General features: G+C 40.7%; 28 protein-coding genes. 3 read left to right on the top strand and 25 right to left on the bottom strand.

The annotated features are described in order from the left end of the window. Positions 1-46: 46 nt before the first annotated feature. From BQ5364_RS01980 to BQ5364_RS01935, 10 genes are all read right to left on the bottom strand, one after another. Positions 47-1720, bottom strand: coding sequence for an ABC transporter permease (locus BQ5364_RS01980; RefSeq protein ID WP_022250673.1), 1674 nt, complete (start codon positions 1718-1720; stop codon positions 47-49). After that, on the bottom strand, positions 1710-2729 hold the full coding sequence (locus BQ5364_RS01975; protein WP_022250672.1) for an ABC transporter ATP-binding protein: 1020 nt from the start codon (positions 2727-2729) through the stop codon (positions 1710-1712). Before BQ5364_RS01975 ends, BQ5364_RS01980 begins: the two co-directional genes overlap by 11 nt. A gap of 69 nt (positions 2730-2798) precedes the next feature. Beyond that, the gene (locus BQ5364_RS01970; RefSeq protein ID WP_004613067.1) at positions 2799-3872 is read right to left on the bottom strand and encodes an extracellular solute-binding protein; all 1074 of its coding nucleotides are present in this window, start codon (positions 3870-3872) and stop codon (positions 2799-2801) included. 148 nt (positions 3873-4020) lie between these two features. After that, entirely contained in the window at positions 4021-4782 is a 762-nt protein-coding gene (locus BQ5364_RS01965) for a hypothetical protein (protein ID WP_022250671.1), read from the bottom strand. A 160-nt stretch (positions 4783-4942) separates the two neighbouring features. Then, positions 4943-5635 carry a 5'-methylthioadenosine/adenosylhomocysteine nucleosidase gene (locus BQ5364_RS01960; RefSeq protein ID WP_004613069.1) on the bottom strand — a complete coding sequence of 231 codons (693 nt, stop codon included), beginning with the start codon at positions 5633-5635 and terminating at the stop codon, positions 4943-4945. A 16-nt stretch (positions 5636-5651) separates the two neighbouring features. Further along, complete coding sequence (gene nspC, locus BQ5364_RS01955) at positions 5652-6788, bottom strand: carboxynorspermidine decarboxylase (protein WP_071143536.1); 1137 nt, start codon at positions 6786-6788, stop codon at positions 5652-5654. Between the two features lie 29 nt (positions 6789-6817). Then, entirely contained in the window at positions 6818-8020 is a 1203-nt protein-coding gene (locus BQ5364_RS01950; protein ID WP_004613073.1) for a saccharopine dehydrogenase family protein, read from the bottom strand. A 28-nt stretch (positions 8021-8048) separates the two neighbouring features. Then, a complete protein-coding gene (speB, locus tag BQ5364_RS01945) occupies positions 8049-8906 on the bottom strand; it encodes an agmatinase (RefSeq protein WP_004613074.1) in 858 nt (285 codons plus the stop codon). Then, positions 8896-9747, bottom strand: coding sequence for a polyamine aminopropyltransferase (speE, locus tag BQ5364_RS01940; protein WP_004613075.1), 852 nt, complete (start codon positions 9745-9747; stop codon positions 8896-8898). The genes speB and speE overlap by 11 nt, the downstream gene beginning before the upstream one ends. 16 nt (positions 9748-9763) lie before the next feature. Further along, complete coding sequence (locus BQ5364_RS01935; RefSeq protein ID WP_071143535.1) at positions 9764-11212, bottom strand: aminotransferase class I/II-fold pyridoxal phosphate-dependent enzyme; 1449 nt, start codon at positions 11210-11212, stop codon at positions 9764-9766. Between the two features lie 598 nt (positions 11213-11810). Here BQ5364_RS01935 and BQ5364_RS01930 point away from each other — a divergent pair. Next, positions 11811-12053 (top strand): TIGR03905 family TSCPD domain-containing protein, encoded by a 243-nt coding sequence (locus tag BQ5364_RS01930; RefSeq protein ID WP_022250666.1) that lies wholly within the window; start codon positions 11811-11813, stop codon positions 12051-12053. Between the two features lie 324 nt (positions 12054-12377). Here the strand turns inward: BQ5364_RS01930 and BQ5364_RS01925 are convergent, their stop codons facing one another. Continuing rightward, entirely contained in the window at positions 12378-12845 is a 468-nt protein-coding gene (locus tag BQ5364_RS01925; protein WP_071143534.1) for a DUF6147 family protein, read from the bottom strand. A gap of 66 nt (positions 12846-12911) precedes the next feature. Continuing rightward, positions 12912-13730 carry a DUF4367 domain-containing protein gene (locus BQ5364_RS01920; RefSeq protein WP_071143533.1) on the bottom strand — a complete coding sequence of 273 codons (819 nt, stop codon included), beginning with the start codon at positions 13728-13730 and terminating at the stop codon, positions 12912-12914. A gap of 134 nt (positions 13731-13864) precedes the next feature. Between BQ5364_RS01920 and BQ5364_RS01915 the strand changes: the two genes are divergently transcribed. Continuing rightward, on the top strand, positions 13865-14929 hold the full coding sequence (locus BQ5364_RS01915; RefSeq protein ID WP_071143532.1) for an undecaprenyldiphospho-muramoylpentapeptide beta-N-acetylglucosaminyltransferase: 1065 nt from the start codon (positions 13865-13867) through the stop codon (positions 14927-14929). A 50-nt stretch (positions 14930-14979) separates the two neighbouring features. On the opposite strand, the gene BQ5364_RS01910 is transcribed toward BQ5364_RS01915, so the two are convergent. Both BQ5364_RS01910 and BQ5364_RS01905 read right to left on the bottom strand, forming a co-directional pair. Beyond that, a complete protein-coding gene (locus tag BQ5364_RS01910) occupies positions 14980-15546 on the bottom strand; it encodes an RNA polymerase sigma factor (protein WP_004613083.1) in 567 nt (188 codons plus the stop codon). Between the two features lie 21 nt (positions 15547-15567). Next, on the bottom strand, positions 15568-15981 hold the full coding sequence (locus tag BQ5364_RS01905) for an HIT family protein (protein WP_004613084.1): 414 nt from the start codon (positions 15979-15981) through the stop codon (positions 15568-15570). A 126-nt stretch (positions 15982-16107) separates the two neighbouring features. Between BQ5364_RS01905 and BQ5364_RS17285 the strand changes: the two genes are divergently transcribed. Further along, entirely contained in the window at positions 16108-16845 is a 738-nt protein-coding gene (locus BQ5364_RS17285; RefSeq protein ID WP_118208389.1) for a sensor histidine kinase, read from the top strand. Here the strand turns inward: BQ5364_RS17285 and BQ5364_RS01900 are convergent. The 11 genes from BQ5364_RS01900 to BQ5364_RS01855 form a co-directional block, all read right to left on the bottom strand. Next, the gene (locus BQ5364_RS01900) at positions 16732-17325 is read right to left on the bottom strand and encodes a rhomboid family intramembrane serine protease (RefSeq protein ID WP_004613086.1); all 594 of its coding nucleotides are present in this window, start codon (positions 17323-17325) and stop codon (positions 16732-16734) included. The two genes, BQ5364_RS17285 and BQ5364_RS01900, sit on opposite strands and share 114 nt — an antisense overlap. Before the next feature lie 57 nt (positions 17326-17382). Beyond that, the gene (locus BQ5364_RS01895; protein WP_071143531.1) at positions 17383-18105 is read right to left on the bottom strand and encodes a DUF6382 domain-containing protein; all 723 of its coding nucleotides are present in this window, start codon (positions 18103-18105) and stop codon (positions 17383-17385) included. Beyond that, complete coding sequence (locus BQ5364_RS01890) at positions 18102-18512, bottom strand: TadE family protein (RefSeq protein WP_004613088.1); 411 nt, start codon at positions 18510-18512, stop codon at positions 18102-18104. The genes BQ5364_RS01895 and BQ5364_RS01890 overlap by 4 nt, the downstream gene beginning before the upstream one ends. Continuing rightward, positions 18509-18931 (bottom strand): prepilin peptidase, encoded by a 423-nt coding sequence (locus BQ5364_RS01885; protein WP_071143530.1) that lies wholly within the window; start codon positions 18929-18931, stop codon positions 18509-18511. Before BQ5364_RS01885 ends, BQ5364_RS01890 begins: the two co-directional genes overlap by 4 nt. Then, positions 18919-19626, bottom strand: a complete 708-nt coding sequence (locus BQ5364_RS01880) for a pilus assembly protein (RefSeq protein ID WP_235837108.1) — start codon at positions 19624-19626, stop codon at positions 18919-18921. The genes BQ5364_RS01885 and BQ5364_RS01880 overlap by 13 nt, the downstream gene beginning before the upstream one ends. Before the next feature lie 194 nt (positions 19627-19820). Further along, positions 19821-21155: a DUF5702 domain-containing protein gene (locus BQ5364_RS01875; protein WP_022250660.1), complete on the bottom strand. Its 1335-nt coding sequence runs from the start codon at positions 21153-21155 to the stop codon at positions 19821-19823. A 13-nt stretch (positions 21156-21168) separates the two neighbouring features. Then, the gene (locus tag BQ5364_RS17280; protein WP_022250659.1) at positions 21169-21345 is read right to left on the bottom strand and encodes a Flp1 family type IVb pilin; all 177 of its coding nucleotides are present in this window, start codon (positions 21343-21345) and stop codon (positions 21169-21171) included. A 31-nt stretch (positions 21346-21376) separates the two neighbouring features. Continuing rightward, entirely contained in the window at positions 21377-22669 is a 1293-nt protein-coding gene (locus BQ5364_RS01870; RefSeq protein WP_071143528.1) for a type II secretion system F family protein, read from the bottom strand. 3 nt (positions 22670-22672) lie between these two features. After that, positions 22673-23428 carry a type II secretion system F family protein gene (locus BQ5364_RS01865; RefSeq protein WP_044987341.1) on the bottom strand — a complete coding sequence of 252 codons (756 nt, stop codon included), beginning with the start codon at positions 23426-23428 and terminating at the stop codon, positions 22673-22675. Beyond that, positions 23376-24584 carry a TadA family conjugal transfer-associated ATPase gene (locus BQ5364_RS01860; RefSeq protein WP_022250657.1) on the bottom strand — a complete coding sequence of 403 codons (1209 nt, stop codon included), beginning with the start codon at positions 24582-24584 and terminating at the stop codon, positions 23376-23378. Before BQ5364_RS01860 ends, BQ5364_RS01865 begins: the two co-directional genes overlap by 53 nt. Beyond that, positions 24581-25540, bottom strand: coding sequence for a P-loop NTPase family protein (locus tag BQ5364_RS01855; RefSeq protein ID WP_071143527.1), 960 nt, complete (start codon positions 25538-25540; stop codon positions 24581-24583). Before BQ5364_RS01855 ends, BQ5364_RS01860 begins: the two co-directional genes overlap by 4 nt. Between the last annotated feature and the right edge of the window lie 4 nt (positions 25541-25544).

The raw sequence follows: 25544 nt of genomic DNA, 5'->3' as shown, positions 1-25544 counted from the left end.
TAGCACATCCGCATAGACTGCACAAGCAATATGTTCTTTTCACTCTCTATAAAAATCTCTTTTTATCCAATTTGAATATTACTGCCAATGCCACATAGCATATCGCGATCACAATCACCCCATACGCCAGTGAAATTCCAACTTTATACTCCTGCATATTTGTGACCATAGAAATAGAGATTGGGCGGTTGAACACACCGTACAGCAGGGCAGACATCGTGTACTCGCCGATTGTCCGAATCAACACCAGCACTCCGCCTGCCAGGATACCCGGAGCGATATTCGGTATGACAACACGGGTAAATGTATAAAACATATTTGCACCAAGACTTTTTGACGCCTCCTCAATGTTCGGGTTCATTCCCAAAATCGCCGTCTCATTGGAATTTAAAAGCAGCGGAATCGCTGTGATTGTATACGCAATCGGAAGAATCGCAAATCCGCCAATCAACGACTGTCCAAACGCAAAAATTGTCTCCTGCCCAAACGCATTAATTAAGTTGATTGCCACAACACTCGCCGGCATTGTCCACGGAAGCAGCAGCAATACTTTCAAAAATGTATGAAATTTATTTTTATATTTCACAAGCATATAGGAACTGGGAACAGTAATCAGAAGTCCCACTGCCACCGCAATCGCCGACATTTTCAAACTATTCAGTAGCGGTTTTAGTACTCGCGGTTTTTCAAAAATTACCCGATAGTTTTCCAATGTGAATGCATGTGGGAAAATTTCCTGCATGATAGAACTTGTCTCTGTAAAAGACAGATATACAATTGTGACAATCGGAAGGATAATAAACACAATCTGCAAAAATACAATCAGTCTGCTCACAATCGAAAGCACACTGCGCCGTCCTTTTCCCGCCTGAATCGGTGTACTTCGCTCTGTGCTTTGTCCTCTATATCGTTTCCCGAAATACTGAATGGTCATCATCACTGCCAGACTGATTAAAAATAAAACGATGACCTGAACAGAAGCCATTTCCATATGATTGTTCGCCTTCGAACGCACAATCTGTGTGCTTAACACCTTATATCCTCCACCAATTAAATTCGGAGCAGAAAATGCACTGATTCCCGATGCAAATGTGACAATCGCAGACGACAGCACCGCCGGTGTGATGACCGGCCAGATCACATCCCGAAAAATCTTCCACCACGAAGCTCCCATACTCCGCGCCGCCTCAATTCCGGAATTGTCCACATATTTCAGCGCCACATACACATTCAGGTAAAAATACACATACTGTGTATAAGTGATGACAAACACAATCGCGCCAAGCCCCTGAAATTCATACGGTATCTTCTCCAAATGCAATGCATATTGAACTGCTTTCGTTAAAATTCCACTCTCACCGTAGAGCTGAATAAACGAAATCACAGTGATGACTCCCGGAATCATCATCGGACTTAAGAGCAGAATGTGAATAACCTTTTTCCATTTTCCCACCAGAAATGTCATATACATTGCCAGCATAATGCCGATTACGCCGCAAGTAAACACGGACAGTACACCGAGCACAACCGTGTTCCCAATCACCTTTCTCTGATTTGGATTTGAGAAAAATTGTCCGAACACCTGCAGACTATAACCGTCTTCCGTCTGCACCGCCTGAAGAACTGTCTGAAAAAACGGCATCAAAATATAGCCGACAATCAAAAAACCGAGTACCGCATACCAAATCCAACGAAAAATCCCCACCTTTTTATTCTTCATACCGCTTCACTACTCCGTCCTTATTTTTCAACTGCAGACAAACATTGTCGCCCACCTGCCATACTTTCATGCCTGCTCCCTCATTCATCTGCACCACGCGATAGTCCTGATTTTCCGCCTGAATTGTATAATCGTAATACATTCCTCCGAATTTCACTTCTGTAATGCAGCCTGAAATTCCGCACTTTCCATCTCCACTGATTGAAAATTCCTCCGGGCGGACAAAAATATAAGGTCTGTCCACCTCTCCCACAATTCCGAAAAACTCATAATCTCCCCGAACAATTTTATTGGACACCCCGACAAAATTTGCGACAAACTCCTGATTCGGCCTGTTATAAATCTCTTCCGGCTCTCCTACCTGCAGCACCTCTCCGTCCCGCATCACAGCGATTTTATCGGAAATCGCCAACGCTTCCTGCTGATCATGTGTGATGAACAATGTCGTGATACCAATCTTTTTCTGAATTGCTCGAATTTCTTCCCGCATTCTCACACGCAGAGCCACATCCAGATTGGACATTGGCTCGTCCAAAAGCAACATACTCGGCTCAATCACAAGCGCTCTCGCAATCGCCACACGCTGCTGCTGTCCTCCGGACAATTCCTGAATTCTCCGATGCTCAAATTCCTTCAAACCGGACAGTTCCATATAATAGTCACATTTCTCTTTGATTTTCTGTTTCGGGTATTTCCGAATCTTCACTCCATACGCAATGTTGTCCCGCACCGTCATATTCGGAAACAGGGCATAGTTTTGAAATACAATTCCCATGTTTCTCTTCTCCGGCTGCAGCACCGTAATGTCTTGCTCCCCGATACACACCTGTCCTTCCGTCGGCTGTATAAATCCGGCCAAAATGCGCAAAAGCGTTGTCTTTCCACATCCGGAAGGTCCAAGCAACGTGAAAAATTCCCCTTTTTTTATCGTCAGATTCACATTCTTCAAAACCGAATTCTCTTTTTTATCATAAGAATGTGAAATGTTCTTCAAAAAAATATCGCTCATCGTAACTCCTTTTTCTACATACAGAAATAGTGGAGAATACCCCCACTATTTCAAAACTTTGTACTTTATTTACTCGGCTGCAATCGCTTTGCTTGCATCAAGAATGTCTGTCTCCCATTTTTCTAACCAGTCTGTCTGATTTGCACTGATCACTGACCAGTCTAATTTCATCGGCTCATATCCTGTCTGCATCCATTCCGGGGCATTTTCTAAAGCCGCATCTAAAGCCGGCATACGGTTGAATGAATTGGCCACCAGCTCTTCTCCCTCTTTGCTTCCCACAAACTCGATAAATTCTGCCGCCGCATTTGGGTGTGGCGCATCTTTGATTGCCGCGATACAGTCTGTGATTGTGATTGCCCCGCTTGTTGCATCGATGATCTCCAAAGGCATCTTGTTGTTGTCTCTATTGTCGATCACGTTGTCCAAAACTGCCATAGAAATCGCAGCCTCACCTTTTCCGATCGCCTGGAACATCATACTTCCACTGTTATAATAGTTCTTTGTATTTGCATTCAGTTTTGTCACATAATCCCACGCCGCATCCTCACCGTCTTTTTCAGAATAGAATGAAACTAACGCTGCAATTGTAGATCTCATAGAAGAAGATAAGGAATCACGGGAAATGATTTTTCCCTGATATTCTTCTTTCACAAGGTCGCTCCAGTCCTTCGGCGCTTCCTCAGCGCTCATCAACTCTTTGTTGTAGAACATAACAACCGGAGTTTTATATGTTCCATACCAATATCCTTTTGCATCTTTATAATCATCTGCAAGCTCGTCCGCCCATGACGGTGTTGTCGGCTCATAGCATCCTTCTTCCTGAAGAAGCATATATGTCGCTGTGTCTCCCCCGAACATGATATCTGCCTGCGGATTCTCTTTCTCACTGCGGACACGGTCTGCAAGTTCTCCTTTCAAATTGATAAACTCTACTTCCACACCTGTCTCTTCCGTAAATGCGTCACAGATTGTCTCCAACATTTCCTCAGAGTGTGTCGAATAAATGACAAGAGAATCCTCTAACTCTGTTTTCCCGTTCTTTGCTGTGTCATCTTTTTTCTCGTCCTTCTTGTCCCCACATGCTGTCAAAGAGAATACCATCACACCAGCCAGCAATGCTGCCAATACTTTTCTTTTCATAGTAACCTCCAAAAAATTTCATTTCTTTTGACCTTTCCTTTAGCCAACGGTTACTATTATACTTATTTTCCATATTCTTTGCTAATTGTTTTTTTATATAAGATATATTGACTTTATCTATAAGTTATGCGTTTCTATCAGATAAGAACTATGCCAAAAATTCTTCTAAAATCCGGCGCACCTGCACTTCCTGCAGTCTTTTTTCTTCCACTGCATCTTTTTCTTCTTTTGCTGGTTCTTCGCGCTCCATGGCATATACCTGTTCCTGCTCGGAAACCGGCTCTTCCTGAACTTCTTCCACCGCTGCCACGACCACTTCTTCCTCAGCCTCCGGCTGGAATGTTTCTTCCATTTCCAGTACGCTTGTCTGACTTACGTTCTTTTCCTTATACAGTTTTGCATAACGATGGGCACAGACATTTTCCAAATAGTCAATCATATAGTTTTCTGCCATCTGCTGATAATAATTTTCATCGCTCAATATATGTACCATGCACAATATCACTGCACCGATTCCTGTCCATGCTGCATATTGGAATACCTGCTCTTCCAGTCCATATAGATAATATACCGCCACAGTTCCTGCCGTCCCCAATACCGCTACAATCCAAATTGTCTTTTTTTCTAAGTTTCGGAATGTATGAAGTCTGATTCCAAAAACCCGATATTCATAGACATATTTTTTCACAAACGCTTCTACATTTTGCACCTTGTCGCTGACCATACTGGCATGTTCGAATTTTGCCCGCACAAGTCTCATCAGCTTATGATTGCTTTTACTCATTCTGCTGGCCGCTTTCACCATTCTTCTCAACGTAAAATGGGCAATCAGCTTGCTTAAAACTCCAATCGCCGCTCCTGCTCCCATCGCATAAAAAATAATTTGATTTTCCACTAATGTCTCTAACATAATAAAAGAGCCCTCCTTCTTTATACTTGCATGTACACTTTGTGTCATGACTGAACTGTTGGCTTTATTATACAGCAAATAAAGAAGTTGGGTTCTTGAATCGTTTTACATATTTCAACAACAAATCACGCGAATTTCCGCATGATTTGTCACATGTTTTTTATAATCGTGGCAACAAACTCTTCACAAGCCTTACAGAATGTGTGATTGCCTGCTTTTCAAACTCCGGATAGTCCATCGTCGCACTGTTGTCGGCTTTGTCCGAAATTGCTCGGATAATGACGCACGAAACTTTATTTAAGTAAGCTGCATGCGCAATCGCAGCCCCCTCCATCTCTGTACATTTCGCTCCGAAATTAGATACTAATTTCTCTTTCACCTCCGCGGAAGACACGAACTGATCTCCACTCACAATACGTCCTACGAATGTGTGGATATCCGGATTCGCCTCTTCGTTGGCAGCTTTCGCTTTTTCTACCAATTCCGAATCTGCCGGAAACGAAAATGTATCCATCCGCGGCACCTGTCCGATTGGATCTCCAAAAATGCTTGCATCCATATCATGCTCTACCGCATCCGTAGAAATTACCATATCTCCGATATCAATATTGGCATCTAAAGAACCGGCAATTCCTGTGTTGATCAATGTATCCACTCCAAATTTATCTACTAAAATCTGTGTGCAGATTGCAGCATTGACTTTTCCAATCCCGCTTCTGACAACAACAACTGCTTTTCCACACAATGTTCCCTTACAGAAATCCATAGACGCAAATGTGACATTTTCTTCAATTGTCATAGCCTCTTTTAACGCGGCTACTTCCTCCTCCATCGCTCCTATAATACCTATCATAACTGTTTCCTCATTTCTATAATCTCATCTTAAAATCTTCGTATCCGAACTGTCGAACCACCCGGCATTCTCCATCCTTATCTTCCAATACAATTGCCGGCAGACGCATTCCATTGAATGTATTGTTTTTGACCATCGTGTAGATTGCCATATCTTCAAATGTGAGTGTATCACCTCTTTTTAGCGGCTCCGCAAATGAATAGTCACCGATTACATCTCCCGCAAGGCAGGTCGGTCCTGCAAGGCGGTAAGTATATGCCTTCTCCTCCCCCTCATAGCCGTCCTGAAGCGGCGGACGGTATGGCATCTCAAGCACATCCGGCATATGACATGCTGCGGACGTGTCCAAAATCGCAATCTGTATGCTGTTTTCCACAATTTCTTCTACTTTCGTAAGCAGTACACCGGCATTTAAGGCTACCGCCTCTCCCGGTTCCAGAAAAATCTCCAAGTCATATTTTTCTTTCATATCACAAATACACCGCTCCAATAATGCGATGTCATAGCCCTCTCTCGTGATATGATGTCCGCCGCCAAAATTCAGCCATTTCATCTTCGGCAGCCATTCCCCGAACTGTCTTTCCACTTCTTTCAGGGTGTCATGTAAAGGCTGCGCATCCTGCTCACACAACGCATGAAAATGCAGACCATCAACATATTCCAAAAGCTCCGGTCTGAATTTCTCAATCGTCACCCCAAGCCTCGATCCAGTGGCACATGGATCATAGATCTCGTGTCCCTCCTGTGTTGAATACTGTGGATTAATGCGAAGTCCTACACTTTTTCCCGCCTCAGCCGCTCTCTTTCCAAATCGTTCCAGCTGTTCAAAAGAATTAAATACAATGTGATCGCAGTAAGTTAAAATCTCATCAAATTCTTCTTCCTTATAGGCAGGTGAAAAAATATGCGTTTCCTTTCCAAACGGAATTCCCATCTCTTCCGCCCCAAGTCTTGCCTCGTACAAACCACTGGCTGTTGTTCCCGAAAGGTATTGCGCAATCAGTGGATACACCTCATACATGGAAAATGCTTTCTGGGCAAGCAGGATTTTACATCCGGTTCTGTCCATCACACCTTTTAGTATCTCAAGATTTTGTCTGAGCTGTTCTTCCTGAATGACATAACACGGTGTTGGAAGTTCATTTCTTCTCATCGGTTCTCCTCACCTTTTCTCTCTTCAAATTAATCAATCAATTCCGGATCTTCACTGATTTTCCATGGCAGTCCATATTTGTTCAGCGCTTCCATGAATGGATCCGGATCAAACTCTTCAATATTATATACACCTGCTTTGTTCCATGTTCCGTTCATGATCATCATCGCACCGATCATAGCCGGAACTCCTGTTGTGTAAGAGATTGCCTGAGAGCCCACCTCTTTGTAGCATTCCTGATGATCACATACATTGTAAATATAAAGTTTCTTTTCTTTTCCATCTTTTTTCCCGATGAAAATACATCCGATATTTGTCTTACCAACTGTACGAGGTCCCAATGACGCCGGATCCGGAAGTACTGCTTTTAAGAACTGAAGCGGAATAATCTCTTTTCCTTCATACATGATCGGTTCAATAGAAGTCATTCCTACGTTTTCCAAACATTTTAAATGTGTCAGGTAACTCTGTCCAAATGTCATAAAGAAACGGATTCTCTTAATTCCAGGTATATTCAATGCAAGAGATTCGATCTCTTCATGATGAAGAAGGTACATATCCTTCTCTCCAACTTCCGGGAAATTGTAAACACGTTTGATTTCCATCGGCTCTGTCTCTACCCAGTGACCATCTTCCCAGTAGGAACCTTTTGCAGACACCTCGCGAATGTTGATCTCCGGGTTGAAGTTTGTCGCAAACGGATAACCGTGGTCTCCCGCATTACAATCCATAATATCAATATAATTGATCTCATCAAAATAGTGTTTCAATGCATATGCAGAAAATACACTTGTCACTCCCGGGTCAAATCCACTTCCAAGAAGCGCTGTGATACCAGCCTCCTCAAATCTTTCACGATATGCCCACTGCCACTTGTATTCAAATTTTGCTGTATCTTCCGGCTCATAATTCGCTGTATCAATATAGTGTACTTTTGTCGCAAGACATGCGTCCATGATTGTCAGATCCTGATATGGAAGTGCAAGATTGAGCACTACTTCCGGTTTTTCTTTTTCAATCAACGCAATCAGCTCATCTACATTGTCAGCATCTACCTGTGCTGTTGTAATCTTTGTATTTGTCTTTCCTTCCAGTTTTTCTTTTAAAGCCTCACATTTTGAAACGGTACGGCTTGCAATACACATCTCTGTAAATACTTCACTTACCTGACAACATTTTTGAATTGCCACACTTGCTACACCGCCACAGCCAATAATTAATATTTTTCCCATTTTTTCTTCCTCCTGCTTTTATCCTGATTTATTTTGCCAATGCAATTAAAAATTCTCTCACAATCTTTCCTGCCACCGCAGTTGACACGCCGCTTTGATCATAGTGCGGACTAAGTTCGTTCACATCACATCCGATGACATTACAGCCTTCGCATACCTTTATAATCGCATCCAAAAGCTCTTTAAAACTCACTCCACCAGCCTCCGGCGTTCCTGTCCCCGGAAATACAGACGGATCTAACACATCCAGATCCACTGTGAAATACACCGGTTTCCCTTTTAATGCCTCTATCGCATCTTCCAACCCATTCAGGTCAAACGGATGCATCGTCACATGTCCTTCTTTCGACCACAGAAATTCTTCTCTGTCACCTGAGCGAATACCAAACTGATAAATTTTGCCGTCACCTACAAGTTCCCAGCACCGTCTCATCACACATGCATGTGACTCTTTCACATCCAGATATTCATCTCTAAGATCCGCATGCGCGTCAAAGTGTATGATATGAAGATTGGGGTATTTCTCAACCGCCGCTCTCATACTGCCAAGTGTCACCAAATGCTCTCCGCCGATCATAAACGGAACTTTACCATCCTTCAAAATCACACGGCATCGTTCTTCTATCATCTCAAGAGACTTCTTTGCACTTCCCATCGGCAGTTCCAGATCTCCGCTGTCAAACACACAATACTCTGTCAGTTCTTTGTCCTGATACGGACTGTATGTCTCCAGACCAAAAGACTCATTTCTGATCGCGGCACTTCCAAATCTTGTGCCTGGACGAAAAGACGTTGTCGAGTCAAACGGCGCTCCGTAAAGCACAATCTTTGCATCTTCATACTCAGACTCGCATCCTATAAACGTCACAATATTTTTATTCAACATCTTGTACTAATTCCTCCACATATGCCGGGAGTGCAAATACTCCTTCATGCAGTCTCGGCAAATAATATTTTGTCTGAATCCCACGCAGTTTCCACTGAATTCCATCCATATCATGAATCGGATGATATCTCTTTGAAGCGAACCCAAACAGCCAGTGTCCTGACGGATAGGAAGGGATATGTGCCTGATAAATCCTGCTGATTGGAAAGGATTCAATGATTCTCTTGTGCATTCTCTGACATTGGAATGCCTCCTCCTTGTAAAACGGGCTCTCATGCTGGTTGATCATAATACCATCTTCATGAAGCGCATTAAAACAATTTCCATAAAATTCTTTTGTGAAAAGCCCTTCCCCTGCGCCAAACGGATTCGGCGAATCAATGATGATCAAATCATACGCATCAGATTTTGAACGGATAAACCGTAATCCATCCTCATGATAAATATGCACACGCGGATCATTCAAACTGCATGCCATCTGTGGAAAATATTTTCGGCACACCTCCACAAGAAGTGGATCTGCCTCTACCACATCAATCTGCTCCACCGTATCATATTTCGCAAGTTCTCTTACAACACCGCCGTCTCCTCCGCCGATTACAAGTATCTTTTCCACTTGCGGATGCACTGCCATAGGCACATGACTGATCATCTCATGATAGATAAACTCGTCTTTTTCGGTGAGCATCAAATCTCCGTCTACAACAAGAATTTTGCCAAACTCTTTCGACTCAAGCACATCGATTCTCTGTATCTCACTCTGAGCCGAAAACACCTGATAATCCACTCTAATTGCCAGTTTTACATTGTCCGTATGTTCATCATGGAACCACATCTCCATCGCTTACACCTCCCTGTTATTTCAGCACGTTCAGATACTCTATCTGGGCATCTTCCGGTCCGGTCATAGAACATCCTTTTTCTTTTGCGTAAATAATATAATCTAAAATTTCTTTTGTAATCTCTTCCCCTGGCGCAAGAATCGGAATCCCCGGCGGGTAGCACATTACAAACTCACTGCAGACTCTTCCTACCGTATCGCTCAGCGGAAGAGACTCTTTTTCCGCATAAAATGATTCCTGCGGCGTGGTGACAACACGTGGGTCGATGTACTCTTGCGTCAACATTCCCGTTTTATCTTTTTGATAGCGTCTTTTTACTTCCGCCAAGGCACTCACAAGACGCTCCACTTCCTGCTTGCGGTCGCCGATGGACAGATATGCCAGAATGTTTCCGATATCTCCGAACTCAATCTGGATATCATACTCATCTCTCAAAATGTCATATACTTCGATTCCGGCAAGTCCCAGTTCCAGCGTATGAATCGAGAGCTTTGTCGTATCAAAATCAAAAATACTGCTCCCATTCACAAGCTCTTTGGAAAACGCATAATATCCGCCAATTTTATTAATCTCTTCCCTTGCATAGTCGGCAAGTGCAACGACCTTTCCAAAAGCCTCTTTTCCGCGAAGTGCTAGATTTCTTCTGGAAATATCGAGACTGGACAGCAACAGATATGATCCGCTCGTCGTCTGTGTCAGGTTGATGATCTGCCTTACATGCCCTTCTTTTACTCCTTCACCAATAAGTAGAAATGAACTCTGTGTCAGGCTGCCACCAGATTTGTGCATACTGACAGATGCCATATCTGCCCCGGCTGCCATCGCCGAGATTGGCAAATTCTCTCCAAAGTAAAAATGCGTCCCATGCGCCTCATCCACAAGAACCTTCATATCCTGCTCATGCGCAAGTTTTACAATCGTCTTAAGATCCGAACAAATTCCATAATATGTCGGATTATTTACAAATACTGCCACTGCATCAGGATTTTCCCGAATCGCCTGCTCTACCTGTGACACTTTCATTCCAAGCGAAATTCCCAATTCTTTATCTACATCCGGATTCACATATACCGGATGCGCTCCACAAAGAACAAGAGCATTGATAACACTTCGATGTACGTTTCGCGGAAGTATGATCTTGTCGCCTTTTTTGCAGCAAGACAACACCATTGCCTGAACGGAAGAAGTTGTTCCGCCAACCATTAAAAATGCGTGTTTTGCTCCAAATGCATCTGCTGCCAGTTCCTCCGCCTCTTTGATGACCGATACCGGATGGCACAGATTATCGAGCGGTTTCATAGAATTCACGTCAATTCCAACACATTTTTCTCCAAGCAGTTCCACCAGTTCAGGATTGCCTCTTCCATGCTTATGCCCCGGAACATCAAACGGAACAATACGCATTCTTCGAAATCGTTCCAATGCCTCATATATCGGAGCTCTCTGCTGTAATTCTTTTTCCATCTTATCGTTCCTCTTTTCTATCAGGTTACTACAATTCCTTACCACGCGTAATTTTACATACAAAAAACGCAGGCAGGAATTTACATCATTCTTGCTTGCGTCTACTTCTTTATCACTTTCATGCGAACAATACAGTCCGAGACTGTCCTTCTTCACATTCCAGATATTTATGTTAGAGTCTATATAGCAAATATTTTACTTTTAATACTCTTATTGACCGTTTCACAAGTTGATGTGTTGTTCTCAACACCGGTTATAAAGTAACCAACTTATAAAATTTGAGCTTCTAACTCAATCAATAAGGCAGCATTCACTGCCAAAAATATTTGCATGAAACTCTAAACTTTTCTGCGTTCCATACGTTTTGTATTTTATAATATTTTTGCCCATACATCAAGCACTTTTCACAGTTTTTTTGAAAATATTCACAAATTGGTTGCTGTCTGCTCCTGTCAGTCCGTAGAAGAAACACTCCTTTGAGGGGTCATACTTGCACGTAAAAGAAAAAGTTTTGTTTCTTCTAGTTTTTTCATATCCCATTTGTTATAATATGTGAAACACTATTAATCTAATATCACATTCAGAGGAGGATAATTTCATGGAATACAGAACAAAGGGAGTCTGTTCCCGTATGATAAAATTAGAACTTGACGGAGACACCATTCGCTCCGTAGAATTTGTTGGCGGATGCTCCGGTAACACACAGGGTGTTGCCCGTTTAGTAGAAGGTATGAAAGTAGACGATGCAATCGCCCGCATTGAAGGTATCAAATGCGGTCCACGTCCAACTTCCTGCCCAGACCAGCTTGCTCAGGCATTAAGACAAGCTACCGGAAAATAAATTTCAAAATTATCTTATATATTTTTTATAAATCAGGCAAAAAAGATTGCGCATCTTTGCACGAAGTGCATTTTTTGAATTACAGGATTCCAAAGGAATTTCTTATAATTCAAAAAGAAAAGGAATGGATGATTCCATTCCTTTTTTACCCGGGGGAACTATCGCAGCCACTGCAAATCCGTAGATTTTTAGCTCTATGAGCTATGTGGTTTTGTTCTTGATGTAAGCTCTCTCTATAATTTTTGTTAGTTTATGAGTTTCCTCATAATTACGCTTGCAGTGGCTGCGACAGTTCCCCCAGAGAGATGCTAAATTATATGACGGTTATCTCCAAAGACTACTTGTCATTGAACTACTTGCATCTGTATGTGCACTATGTAGACATCTCACACGATAGTAATATCCGCGTCCTACACTGAGGGTTTTATCTGTCCCAACAGACCATGCATTACTCTCTTTCGCTGTCCACGATGTTACTCTTGCCCAACTCCCACTAGTCAGTCTTTCTACAATAACATTTACTGTCACATTACATTTTTGTGCAGCTTGTGTAATTCCCCCCGCTGCTATTTTCCCTGTCCCAGCATCTTTAATAACAGAGGTTCCACTTGATAGGTAGGCTCCCTTAGAGTTTTGCTCCATCTGTCCAATAATAGCGTCTCCTGTTAATAGATAGGAATAGTCCTTTTCTACATTGCTTGTCTCCTGTGCTGACAATTCCATTCCATTTGCAAACATTCCTGTTATCCCAAATACAAGTGCACTGATAATCATTAACATTTTCTTCTTCATTTTTTCTCTCCTTTTTTATGTCTATACTATATATACACATAAGTCGGAAAAAACTAACGCTATTTTTCAAAAAAAGTTTAAATTTTTTATAATTTCATTAAATTCTTCCTCTTTCAGACCATTTCCCGTAACAAAATACTGTATTTCATTATATTCAAAAGTTGCTCTGATTTTTCTATATCTACTGTTTTGCATCTGATACTGTTTAATATGTACACACACATTACCAACCTCTAAGTCCTGTTCCTTAACAACATCATCTTCCACATCCGTTCCAACTGAACTTGTATTATAATTTGTATTTATATGATAAGAAATACTTGCTTTTTCTCCATCACTGTATGTCAAATATATATTTTGTATTTCTTTCAAAATAGTTGCTTCTTGAAATCTCATATTCTCTGGCAAATAGTACATCCTCACTGGATCAAACCCAAACTCATCTTTTATCTTCTGATACGCTTCTTCCTCTTCACTTACTTTTGCGGCTACAATATCCTCATCATCAGAGTCAAAATTCGTCTGTTCTCTATTTCCTATGTTCCAATTAAATTTATGAAATATCCGCTCCGGTCCTCCAAAGCTTGTAATCCCCACCGCAAACGCTGACACAACTGCTGCGGCCAACACCACATACTTGCGCCTCTTTTGTTTTCTTTTGTAAATTTTTCCAAGGCGAATTAACTCCTGTTGTTCTCCCGACAATGTCTCTTCCGGGGCGTAATGTTCTTCTTTATACTGCTTAATCTGTTCATACAACTTCTGATCAATCTCAGAAGGCGCTGTCAGATCTGCCACTTCCGGATCAGCCTCCACCTCTCGCATAATCTGATCCGCCTCTTTTTTCAGTTCTTCCTGCAAAAATCGTTTCATTTCCTCATCCATAATGTCTCCTTATGCAACTGTCAACAAATTCCTTACTGTTCACTCCACTACTTACGTTCTTTTCTCCATTCCTCTTGACCTTTGCCAAAATACTGTTTAATATTATTTTATAGAAAAAACTTCGGAGGAATGTTATGAAACGTATTATTCTTACCGGTGGTGGTACTGCCGGTCATGTTACACCTAATATTGCTTTACTGCCCCGTCTAAAAGAACTGGGATATGATATCCATTATATCGGTTCTTATACGGGTATTGAAAAAGATTTAATTAAACAATTTGAGATTCCTTATCACGGGATTTCCTCTGGTAAACTTCGCCGTTACTTCAGTGTGCAGAATTTTACAGACCCTTTTCGGGTTCTAAAAGGATTTCGCGAAGCAAATAAATTGATTAAAGAACTGAAGCCAGATGTTATCTTTTCCAAAGGCGGTTTCGTCTCCGTTCCGGTTGTCATGGCAGGGAAACGTCGTCACGTGCCAACCATCATTCATGAATCGGATATGACTCCGGGACTTGCGAACAAGATTTCCATTCCGTCCGCAACAAAAGTATGCTGCAACTTTCCGGAAACTTTAGAACATCTTCCAAAGGAGAAAGCAGTGCTTACCGGTTCACCGATTCGTCAGGAACTGTTAGAAGGGAGCAGATCTTCCGCACTTGAATTTTGCGGACTGGCCGATGACAAACCTGTTATCTTAATTATTGGAGGCAGTCTTGGTTCTGTCGCTGTCAACAATGCTGTACGTTCTGTTCTTCCTGAATTATTAAAAGATTTTCATGTCATTCACCTTTGCGGAAAAGGAAAGATGGATGATTCTTTGAAATCTTTAAAAGGATATGTTCAGTTCGAATACATTCAAAATCAATTGAAAGACTTGTTCGCACTCACAGATGTTGTGATTTCAAGAGCTGGTGCTAATGCAATTTGCGAACTTCTTGCACTGCATAAGCCAAATCTTTTAATTCCGCTCTCTGCAAACGCAAGCCGCGGAGATCAGATTTTGAATGCACGTTCTTTTGAACGTCAAGGTTTCAGTATTGTTTTAGAGGAAGAGGAATTAAACAAAGACACACTTTTAGATTCCATTCACAAATTGTATCAACACAGAAACACTTACATAGACGCTATGAAGCATTCTTCACAGCAAGATTCTATCAATACAATTATTAACTTAATTCAAGAAGCTGTCCACTAAATTATTGGAACAAATCAGCAAATGGTGTCGTTACGACACCATTTGCTTTCTCAGAACCAACTGACAACCTCTCTGTATTCATTTTCGTAATTCTTTCGTATCCATTGTCTGGCTCTATATAGTCTGCTATTCAATACTTCAACTGCAATTCCTAATTGTTCTGCTGCCTCTTGTTGCGATTTTCCAAAACAATACACTTGTGTAACTGCATCATACCATATTCTGTGGTCTTTATATAAACATTCAAAAATACTATCTTCCAACTCCTCTGCCCTTCTCTTTTGCTCTGTTCTCAAATAGTATTCTTCCATATTGTTTATATTGCAAAATTTGTCTTTTGTCTCTTTTAGTACCTCAAATACTTCTCCTAATATCTCACGCTTTTTATCTCGATTGTAATTAAACGTAAAATTTCTAGCGGTTGTTACCAACCACGGATAAACATTATCTAAATTTACATTTTCAAAGTAAATATATAGTTGAAAAAATGTCTTTTGTGTAATTTCATTTGCCAAATCTTCACATTTTGCATAATGCATAGCCACTTTAAAGATTGAATCTTTATACGCCCGATAGATACTGTCGAATTTTTTATCTTTTGTCGATTTTGATTCCACAATAAATATCTCCCGTTTTTATTACTTCTCGTTCATTTTCTTTAAAATGTACTCTTTATCTTCCTCTGTCAAAGTACCCAGTTTCCACTTAATGTCAACTGTGTCGTCTTTGTATCTAGGAATCAAATGCATATGATAGTGAAATACACTTTGTCCGGCTGCTGCCCCATTGTTCTGCACGATATTATAGCCCTCGCATCCTAAAATATCGCTCAGTTTCGTCACAATCTTTTTTGCAAGCACAAGTACTTTCGCTGCAATCTCATCATCCAATTCGTATAAATTTGCATAATGCTCCTTCGGAAGAATCAACGCATGTCCTTTCGAAGCTGGCTCAATGTCCAGAATGACTCTAAAGTCATCATCCTCATACAATGTTGCAGATGGAATCTCTCCTGCTGCAATTTTACAAAAAATACAATTTTCATCTCTCATTTTTTCTTCCTTCTTTCTTTTATTAATCCCTTTTAAATGTCTGTTATTGTCGTATTTTGTCGACGAGATTTGTTTGAATAACCGTCATACCAATGCTACACTTTCATATGAAAGGCGGTGCAATCTATGCAACTAAATAAAGACGAACAATTAGTCATAAGTAAAATTTCACATGAACTTCGAAACCCACTTACAATTATATATAGTACCCTTCAGCTCATAGAGTCCAGACATCCTGAGGCGAGAACATTTGACCATTGGCACGAGCTGATGCAGGATGTAGAATTTATGTCAGTACTCTTAGATGATCTTTCCCGATTCAATCATGCCGGTGCCCTTAATTTTTCAACGTTCTCTTTCCGTCCATTTTGGGAATATATCTCCCTTTCTTTCGCCGCATCTGTCGCGGATACAAAATTGGAATATTTTTCCAAAATAGATTCTTCTATTAATCAGATTACAGGAGATAAAACAAAATTACAAGAAGTATTTTTAAATCTTTTGAGAAATGCTGCCGATGCAGCTTCCCCTGACGGAACCATCTCCATGACGGCCGAGCAGTCCAAAGATTCCATCATCATCCAGGTTCAAGACAACGGATGCGGTATCTCCAAAGAGCATCTAAGTTCCATCTTCGAACCATTTACTACATATAAGAAAAACGGTACCGGCCTTGGGCTTTCGATTTCCGAAAGTATCATACAAGCCCATGGCGGAACAATTGAGGTTGACTCTGCTCCACAAAAAGGATCAACGTTTCGGATTACGCTTCCAACAAAGCAGTGCTGTAACGAGAATTCCTGTCAGCAATCCTCCCACATGGGCCAGGTTGTCAACGCCCCCGCTTGTAAAACCGGTATATAAGCTGATAAGAATCATCACGATCATACCCTGTTTTGTGATATTTCCAACTCTTCCATGATTTAAAATCGCAAGACACAGCAAGGCTCCGGTCAGTCCAAAAATTGCACCGGACGCCCCTGCTGATACGCTATAATCCTGTCTCCATATATCTGCTGCCATGGACAATAGATTTCCTCCCAACCCGCTCAAAAGATATATCGTAAGAAATCTTGCTTTTCCGACAAACATCTCTACATTCCATCCGACCACCACAAGTGTAAGCATGTTATTCATCAGATGTGAAAAACCAAAATGTAAAAATATACACGTAAACAACCGGTAATATTCCTTATATTCCACTACATACGGGACATACATTGCTCCATGTTCCAACATATACATCCCATCTTCTGTTCTCCCTCCGAAAGAAAGAAGTAAAAAAACAATGACATTTACTGCAGCAATTCCAATTGTACAAACTGCTTTTTTCTGATTTCCCATAAAAATTTCCTTTCTATAAAATAAATATATCCTAATTATAGAAAGTTTGTACCTGAATTACAAGTCATCCTGTTCAATATGGATTTCGTCCCAATATCCCCATTTTCCTTTTTTCTTTTTGTCCAAAAGCCGTTTTACCGGTTCCCAAAAATCTTTTTTCTCATGAATCTCCGGTATTCCCTGTTCTTCCATACGCTCTTCATAATCCACAGCCGGAATCATTCTTTCTTCTTTTTTCTCCTCCTGAACTGCTTCCACCAACTCGTTCATAATACGTTCAATACTATAATTTTCTTCCATTGATGCCTTATGAATACTGTAGGCAAAATGAACCCCTTCTTTCTCCCTATAGTTCACCTCACTTACAAAGTATTCTGTCAGTCTGTGAAACTCTTCTTTCAATTCACACTCACACCTCGGAAAATAACAGAAATAAAATTCCTCTTTCTCGCAATAAATATATTCCGGATCCAGCAATATGCAGTTTGCCTCCAACATAAATTTACGAATTGTTTTAATCGTACGAAGTAATGCATACACAAGATTTTTCATCTCCTCATAGCTTAAGTTTGCCTTTTCATGAATTGCCTTTAAGGATACCTTCCCGCTGATATCGTAATAATACTGACTGATATTATCTACATACCGAATATCTGTCTTCAAAAGTCCGGGAATTGTGTTTTCCTTCAGCATATAAATCTGATAATCTTCCGCCTCGCTCTCCACTCCTTCCAAAATTAAATATGCCTTCTTTAAATCATTCTTATAACACGCTTTCACTTGGTATCTCCTATCTTTTCTTCTATTTTTTTTATTTTTCGCACATTTCGAATATACGTTTCCGGTTCTGTCTGTTTCACCGAGGCACTAACCTTTATCTTCATCCGCCTCTTTTTCGCACTGCACGTGACCGTAATCTTTTCTCTTTCCACTTCTATGTTTTCTTTCACATTAGAAAAAACAATCAGTTTCCCTTTTATTCTTCTTCTAAAATATGCCTCTAACTCCTCTTTTTTATAACTCTTTCTTTCACTTCCTACCACAGCTGTCTCATATGCAGCCCCCGACAGAATATTCTTGTCATGAAAATAAAATATGATATATACGCTTGCCATAAACACCATTAAAATAATCGGCACAACAAAAGATGCCTCTATTGTAAAACTGCCATTTTGGTTCTTCTTCACAGCATGATCACCCCCAAATACGCTGCGGTCAAAAACGGGGCAAACGGAACTGTGACATTCTTCTTCCACTGTTTGATTACAATGCCTGCAAGTGAGACAAGTCCTGTAAGAAAAAATGCAGTTGTCGCAACTTCCAACATACTGATACCTCCCAAATATATTCCCATATTTCCAAGAAGCCAGCTATCTCCATATCCAATCGCTTGGTTTGTATATTTACTGATGAGCCAGAATATCGCTCCCATCAATGCACCTCCTGCCATACCAGCTATTTCCTGTCTTATAAAAATCAAACGAATCATAATTACGGTAAGACTCATAATGATCAGCAGCACCGTCGGTATTTTCTTTGTGCGAAGATCACTTATACTACACCAAAGCAAAAGCAAAAGCATAATAAAATCCTCTATTTTACACATCTTTTACACCCTCCTCTTCCAAAAACTTCGGATAAAGGCACTGCATATACCGTTCGTTTTAGTCTGCTGCACGAAAGTGATCCATGATATCGATTACCCGTATCTGTGATGTATACCATTTGCTTTCCAAATGTTTTTCTCATACACGATTCACATGGATAATATTTTCCTCCACTTTCATTTCTCAATTGTTCCACATCTGATATGGCAACCGACTTTATAGACAATTCCAAATACGTGCAATCTGCATCTTTATGATATACAATTCCGGTATCTGTAATATAGATAGTCTCATCACTTTGATTTCCAAATCCATTTCCGGCATAGCCATTCCACCCTTTCACCCGCATAGATTCTTCCTGTACAATTGCAGGGATACGAAACATTAAAATAGGAACTTCAACCTTATATATCAATGACAGATCCATAATTCCTGTACTTCCCCATGCCATTGACTTCCTACAGTCTATTCCATCCGAACCGCCAGAAATAACACTGTGATCCAGCCATGTTTCTCCCACATGTTCTACAATATGTTTTTCCAGCTTCCCTCGTATTACAAGCGGATTAACATATGCTTCCTCCGCGATTTCTTTTGCTGCACAATGGAGTGCAGATCTCATCACAGTCTGGACATTCATAATTTCCAGCAAATACACAAGGCTCAACACTGCAAAAAAGAATATTGGCACCACCAACGCAGCCTCCACCGTGACACTTCCTTCAGAGGTGAATGAAGATGCCCTTTTCGATAAAGAGATGACATTTATTTGGGAGAGATGTGTCAAAAAAGAGTCTTTCTCCTTTCTTTTTTGTTTTTGATCATTTTTATAGTTTCTTTTGTGAGTATTATTGAATCGAAAGGACATCTTCATTCACCCCTTTTCTTTTATTGATATCCAAAATATGTTGAAAATTCATATTGTACGCCACGCCGCAGTTTACATTTGCTTTCAATCTCTATACGCATCACACAGTTATCTGCCTTTAGGTCCAGATTCTGTTCTATTAAATCCAAAGCCCGCATAGATAATGTCTCTTTATCTTGCAGAATCAATAATCCTTTTAAATAATCCCGGTATGTCAGCCCTTCTCCTGTATCCTGATCCACATCTTGTATTCCCTGCTCTCCGATATTCAAAAGTTCTGACAGCTTCAGTTTCCAAGTCTCCTTACTTTTTACAAGCGGCACTTTCCTGCCCGCTACAAGAGTCCGAAGATCTGCAAGCCCCTCACCATACGCCCATGCCAACAGGATTGCATGCTTTACGACCTCTGTAATTCCCGGAACAGTAAGGAGCGTACATAAAGACAGCGCCAGAACTTCCGCCTCCGCTTTCTTTACCTCATCCGTAAGCAGATATGCATAATTGATTCCAAGTCGAATTGGCAATATTTTCTTTACAACGGCTTCTAGATTCTTCTGATCATTTTCATACCCTCCAATCAGATATTCCAACTCATAGTCCAATGCACGTTCCTCCTTCGTTTGCGTAATATCCGCAAAATGTTCCAGCAGATATTTTTCAAAAAAGAGTTTTCCGGTCACTTCATTTTTCTTTTCTTTTTCTGCAAAATTCCCTTTTCCTGTATTTAGTTTACGCACTGAGGCAAGTTCCTCTTTTTTTACACATTTCTCTGATAATTGTTCTGGATTTTCCACAATGATTTGTAATAGATTTGATTTTTGAATTGACGAGACGGATTCGATTGGATTATTTTCACTTGGCAGACTTTCTTCTGTCCCCTCAAGCATAGAGTCCAAATTTTCCTGAACCTCCGTCTCTTCTTTCTCAAAGTCTTTCCCACTTTCTTCTTGTTCTTCCCAATATGAGGTATCTTCTTCGATATGGTCTAACCCAATTTTACTTTTCACATAGCGAACTGCCTGACGATAAAATGCAGCCCCTCTGTTGTCTGTCAACAACTCTGACTTCTCCACCTGATTTGCGTTCTCCTGCGCGCCATAATATTCCAGACGCTTTAGAATCTTTCCCTCATCTAATCTTCCCTCTCCATAACCTGCATCCAATGCAAACAAATCATATTGCTCTAATAGCTGTTTTTGATATTCCGCAAATACACTTTCCACAGCAAGGATCGTATCTGCTCTTTTATAATTTTTGAGCACTTGAATTGATGCACTTTCTACCATTGCACCTAGAAACGACAAGATCAAAAGAAAAACAAGACTTAAAAACGCAGTGATCTCTCCTTTTTGCACCTATCCACCTACCTTATATTCTTCCACTTTCACTTGTGATTTTATCAAAAATGGACTGTACCAAATCTGTAAGCTGCGATTTAAAAATAATAACCAGACCAATCAACACGACCAGAATCAAAATCACCTCCACGACCCCGATTCCTTTTTCTTCTTTCATAAATTCCAAAAATCTTCTTATCTTCTTCATATACCTTCTCCTCCTGTAACTTCATACATTCTTATAACTGCATGGATAAAAATGCCGGAACAATCACGATGACAAGTACAATTGCAAGCATTCCAAACATTGGCGCAAGAAGTTTTGTTCCGGCCTCCTCACCCAATCGCTTCGCTCTGCTTTTTCTATTCTCAAATGCCTGATCCGATTCATTTCGCAGCAAATCTGTCATCCCTTTTGTTCCTTTTTTCAGATTCTGTGCAAGCAATGCCCCGAATTTCATATACACCGAGATTCCACACCGCTTACCAAATCTTTCATACGCCTCCGCCTCTGTGATTCCGCTTTGCATTTCATTGCAGGTGTATCGCATCTCTTCATACGCTGCCCGCTCTCCGGTACATATCTTCTGCTCTTCATAATTTTTCACAATCCTTTTCCACACGTTTTTCGTTGTCATTCCTGTACTTAAAAGAAGTGCAAATTTATTAATAATCTCAGGATAATCTGTAAGCATTTGTTCTTTACGTGCCTTTCTTGCTTTTTGTTCATTCTGTTTTTTCAATGCAATCATAAGCACAGCACTCACCCCGCCAAGTACAAGTACATAATAGCCTCTTGCTTCCACTTTCTTTTTCCAGTGAATTGGTTGTCCGTTTATTTTTTTCGGAAGCGAAAATACTTTTTCAGTCTTTGTTGTTTTTTCTTTTTCTTCCACCAATTGCAAAACATCCGACAGTAGTTTTTCTTCTTTGCTCTTCGACTCCGGATATACCATTGCATTTGTCACGTACAAAGCCTCCTCTCCACCATACATAAGCCTTCCGGTAAGCTCTACCAGCGTTCCCTCTGCTTTTGTCTTTTCTGTCTGAATCTCTCCTTGCACATTCATCACTTCATAATGATCCAGCTCCCACTGAATCTGCACCGGATAATCTTTCCACTCCGTAAGCAGATTCAGGTCTTTCTCCACACGATCAAGGCTTTTATTTTCACCTAAAATAACCTCATCCATTTTCTCCATCACTCGTTTGAAAATTTTTTTGGTCTCCTGTGATGTATACCTTTGTTCTTCCACATCTATCGTAACTTCTTTTTCTTTCAATGTCTGTCCGATCGTGATCTCATAAGTCTCTCGTCTGCTTCCGCCGCCATAGACATTCCGCTCGATTTCTCCTGAATCTTTTTCTTGTCTGTCCAGCCAAAAGAGTCCGAGTGCAATCGTATTTGCACAAAACAAAATCAATAAAATCTGCCTTCCTGTCTTTTCCTCACACCACACAAAAATTTTTCGTTTCTGCTTTTGAAGCACTAAAAAAAGTAATACCACATATCCAATAATACATATGATCATGATCTACACCTCAATTTCTACAATTCGTTTTCCAATCTCATATGCAATGACATATCCTAAAAAACAAATTGTCATAATTACAACTCCGGCTGCATTGCCATACAAGACTCCCATAAACTCCGGAAAACTGAACTTCATATAGCAGATCATCCCGAATGGTATCGCCGACATAACTTTAAATTCCAGCTTTTTAGAGGCAATAATCGTTCCAATCTCTCTTCTTATATCTGCCTTCTCCGACATCTGCTGTACCGTATTGCGAATAATCGCAATCATATCGCCGCCGCTTCTTTTTGCCATTACAAATACTGTCACAAACGTCTGAACATCCTCCTCGCCAGTCCGTTGTGAAAACTCCTGAAGCACTTTCTCCATTGTTACATTCACATCCAGTTGTCGAACCATATACCGGAATTCCCGCACGATCAGCTCATCTTTCTTATATATGATCTGCAGATCTTTTAATGCCTCACGCATTGCATTTTCGACTGAGTATCCTACGTTTAATGCTGTCGCCAAAGACTGTACTGCCTCCTTAAACTGTAGCTGAAACACATTTTTTCTTTTTTCTATCCACTGTTTTTCCCATGATTTTAAAAAATAGACTAAATAAGGTGCCAATAGAATTGCACATAGACATGTCCCATAGAATAAATACGAAAACATTAAAATTACAAAACTGCCTGTTAATACCGCCAACAGATAATCACGCCTGCGAATGTCCTGCTGCCAATAATTTTTCTTTCTTTTGTATCTCATGTAATTTTACCCATTCTCCTTTGATTTTCCCTCCAATCATCTCCGTCTCCTGAAACTCATACAACGTCTGAAGCTGGATCTTCCCGTCCTCATACCCTAATACCTCAACAATCTGTAAAAGCTTTCTGCTTCTGTCTCTCAGTCTTCCAAGGTGTATAATAATATCAATTGCTGAGGCAATCTGTCTCTGAATTGCCGTAAGCGGAATGTCCATTCCCATCAGAACCATTGTCTCTAATCGGCTGAGCATATCCTCCGGACTGTTCGAATGCCCGCTGCTCGCTCCGCAATGTCCGGTATTCAGACTCTGCAGCATGTCGATCGCCTCACTTCCGCGCACTTCACCGACAATAATTCTCGTTGGGCGCATTCGAAGCGCCGATTTGATTAAATCGCGAATCGAAATCTCTCCTGTTCCTTCCACATTTGCATTTCTCGCCTCAAGACGAACCAGATTCGGAACATTTTTGATTCTCAGCTCTGCATTGTCCTCAATCGTAATTATCCTCTCATCTTTTGGGATGAAGTCCGACAATGCATTTAAAAAAGTGGTTTTCCCAGAACCTGTTCCACCGCTGATAAAAATATTGTATTTTGCTTCCATCAGCCGCTTTAAAAATGGCACAAGCTCCGGTCCGACTGCCTCCCACTGTACAAGCTGCTCCATTGTGATATTCTCTTTCGGAAATTTTCGAATTGTCACAATCGGACCATTTAACGCAACCGGATAAAGTACCACATTGACTCTGGAACCATCCGGAAGCCTTGCATCCACAATCGGTGAAGCTTCGTTTACAATCCGGTTTGAACCCGCTACAATCTGCTGAATCACATCTTCCAGTTTTGTCCTTGTGATAAATCTCTTTTCAAGTTCCAAAATCTTTCCCTGCTTCTCCACAAAAATATGATCAGTTCCATTGATCATAATCTCCGTAATTTCATCATCTTCAATCAGTTCCTGCAAAATATCAAGCTTTCGGAATGTATTGAACAGTTCCTTTCCAAGACCTGATTTTTGTTTCAATGGTATATAGGACTCTTTTCCCTTTTCTTCTAAAGTCCGGTGTATGATCTCTACAAGTTCGTCATCTTCCACTTCCTTCGACAGATCCAGTTCCGCCAGAATTTTCTCATATAATTCTTCCATCTGAATCATAGACGTTCCTCCTTCACAAGCCTCCTTACCGCATTTTCAATATCCTGTGGGACAATAAACGAATATGTTTTTTCTGACAGTCTCTCCAACTGCAGTGTCTGCAGATTCTCCTCATACTGTCGCAGTTTTCCCTGTGAGATACTATCCTCTAAAATTGGCATATAAATCCTGTCACACAAATCCAGCATCTGAAAAAGTCCCTGCACACATTCGCCGACATCCAAAAGAATCACCTCATAGACGCTGTCCTCCACAATCTGTTTCAGCAAAACTTCCCATTCTTCCCAAAGTACCTCCTTCAAATCAAGACTTACCGGCATCGGCGGAATATAATCCAATTCATCCATTTTCCTGACCAGCATTCCAAGCCGAAGTCCAAAATTACTGTTCTCCTGTCTTGTATAATACAGGACGTCTCCAAGATTTCCACCGTCTGCCTGTGTAAATATTCCGCCATATCCGAAATATTCTTCCAGATTCAAATACAGCACTTTTTTACATCTCGCCAGTTCTTTTCCAAACGCCACTGCAAAGCTTGTCTTTCCCGCTCTGTGGATAGGCGAGTATACCGCCAGCATTTTAACCGATTCCTTTTTCACACTTCGCATCATATTTTCTTTTGTTCTCTCAAAATATATCTCCAGAATCTCTGACAATATCTGATCCACGCACTGATACTTGTAAACACACTTTTCATCCTGAGACACATTCTGAAAATTACCTGTCGTCAGCACAAAAATCTGTTCTGCCTCCACTCCTTTTCGCTCTTTCTTCGCACAGGTTTCATCTATGACCAAGATATGAATATTTTTATCCCGCGAAAGTATCTTTACATTTTCCCAGGTACTGCATACATATACCCTCACCGCAAATTCTTTTCGCTCCATAATATTTTCCATTAATTTCTCGGCATATTTGACTTCCTGATCGCATATTACAATATTCTTCTCACTCAAATAC

This window comes from Coprococcus phoceensis (genome assembly GCF_900104635.1).
Classification (GTDB): Bacteria; Bacillota; Clostridia; order Lachnospirales; family Lachnospiraceae; genus Faecalimonas; species Faecalimonas phoceensis.
The sequence above is the reverse complement of the archived record's forward strand: the minus strand, read 5'-3'. Positions and strand labels throughout refer to the sequence as shown.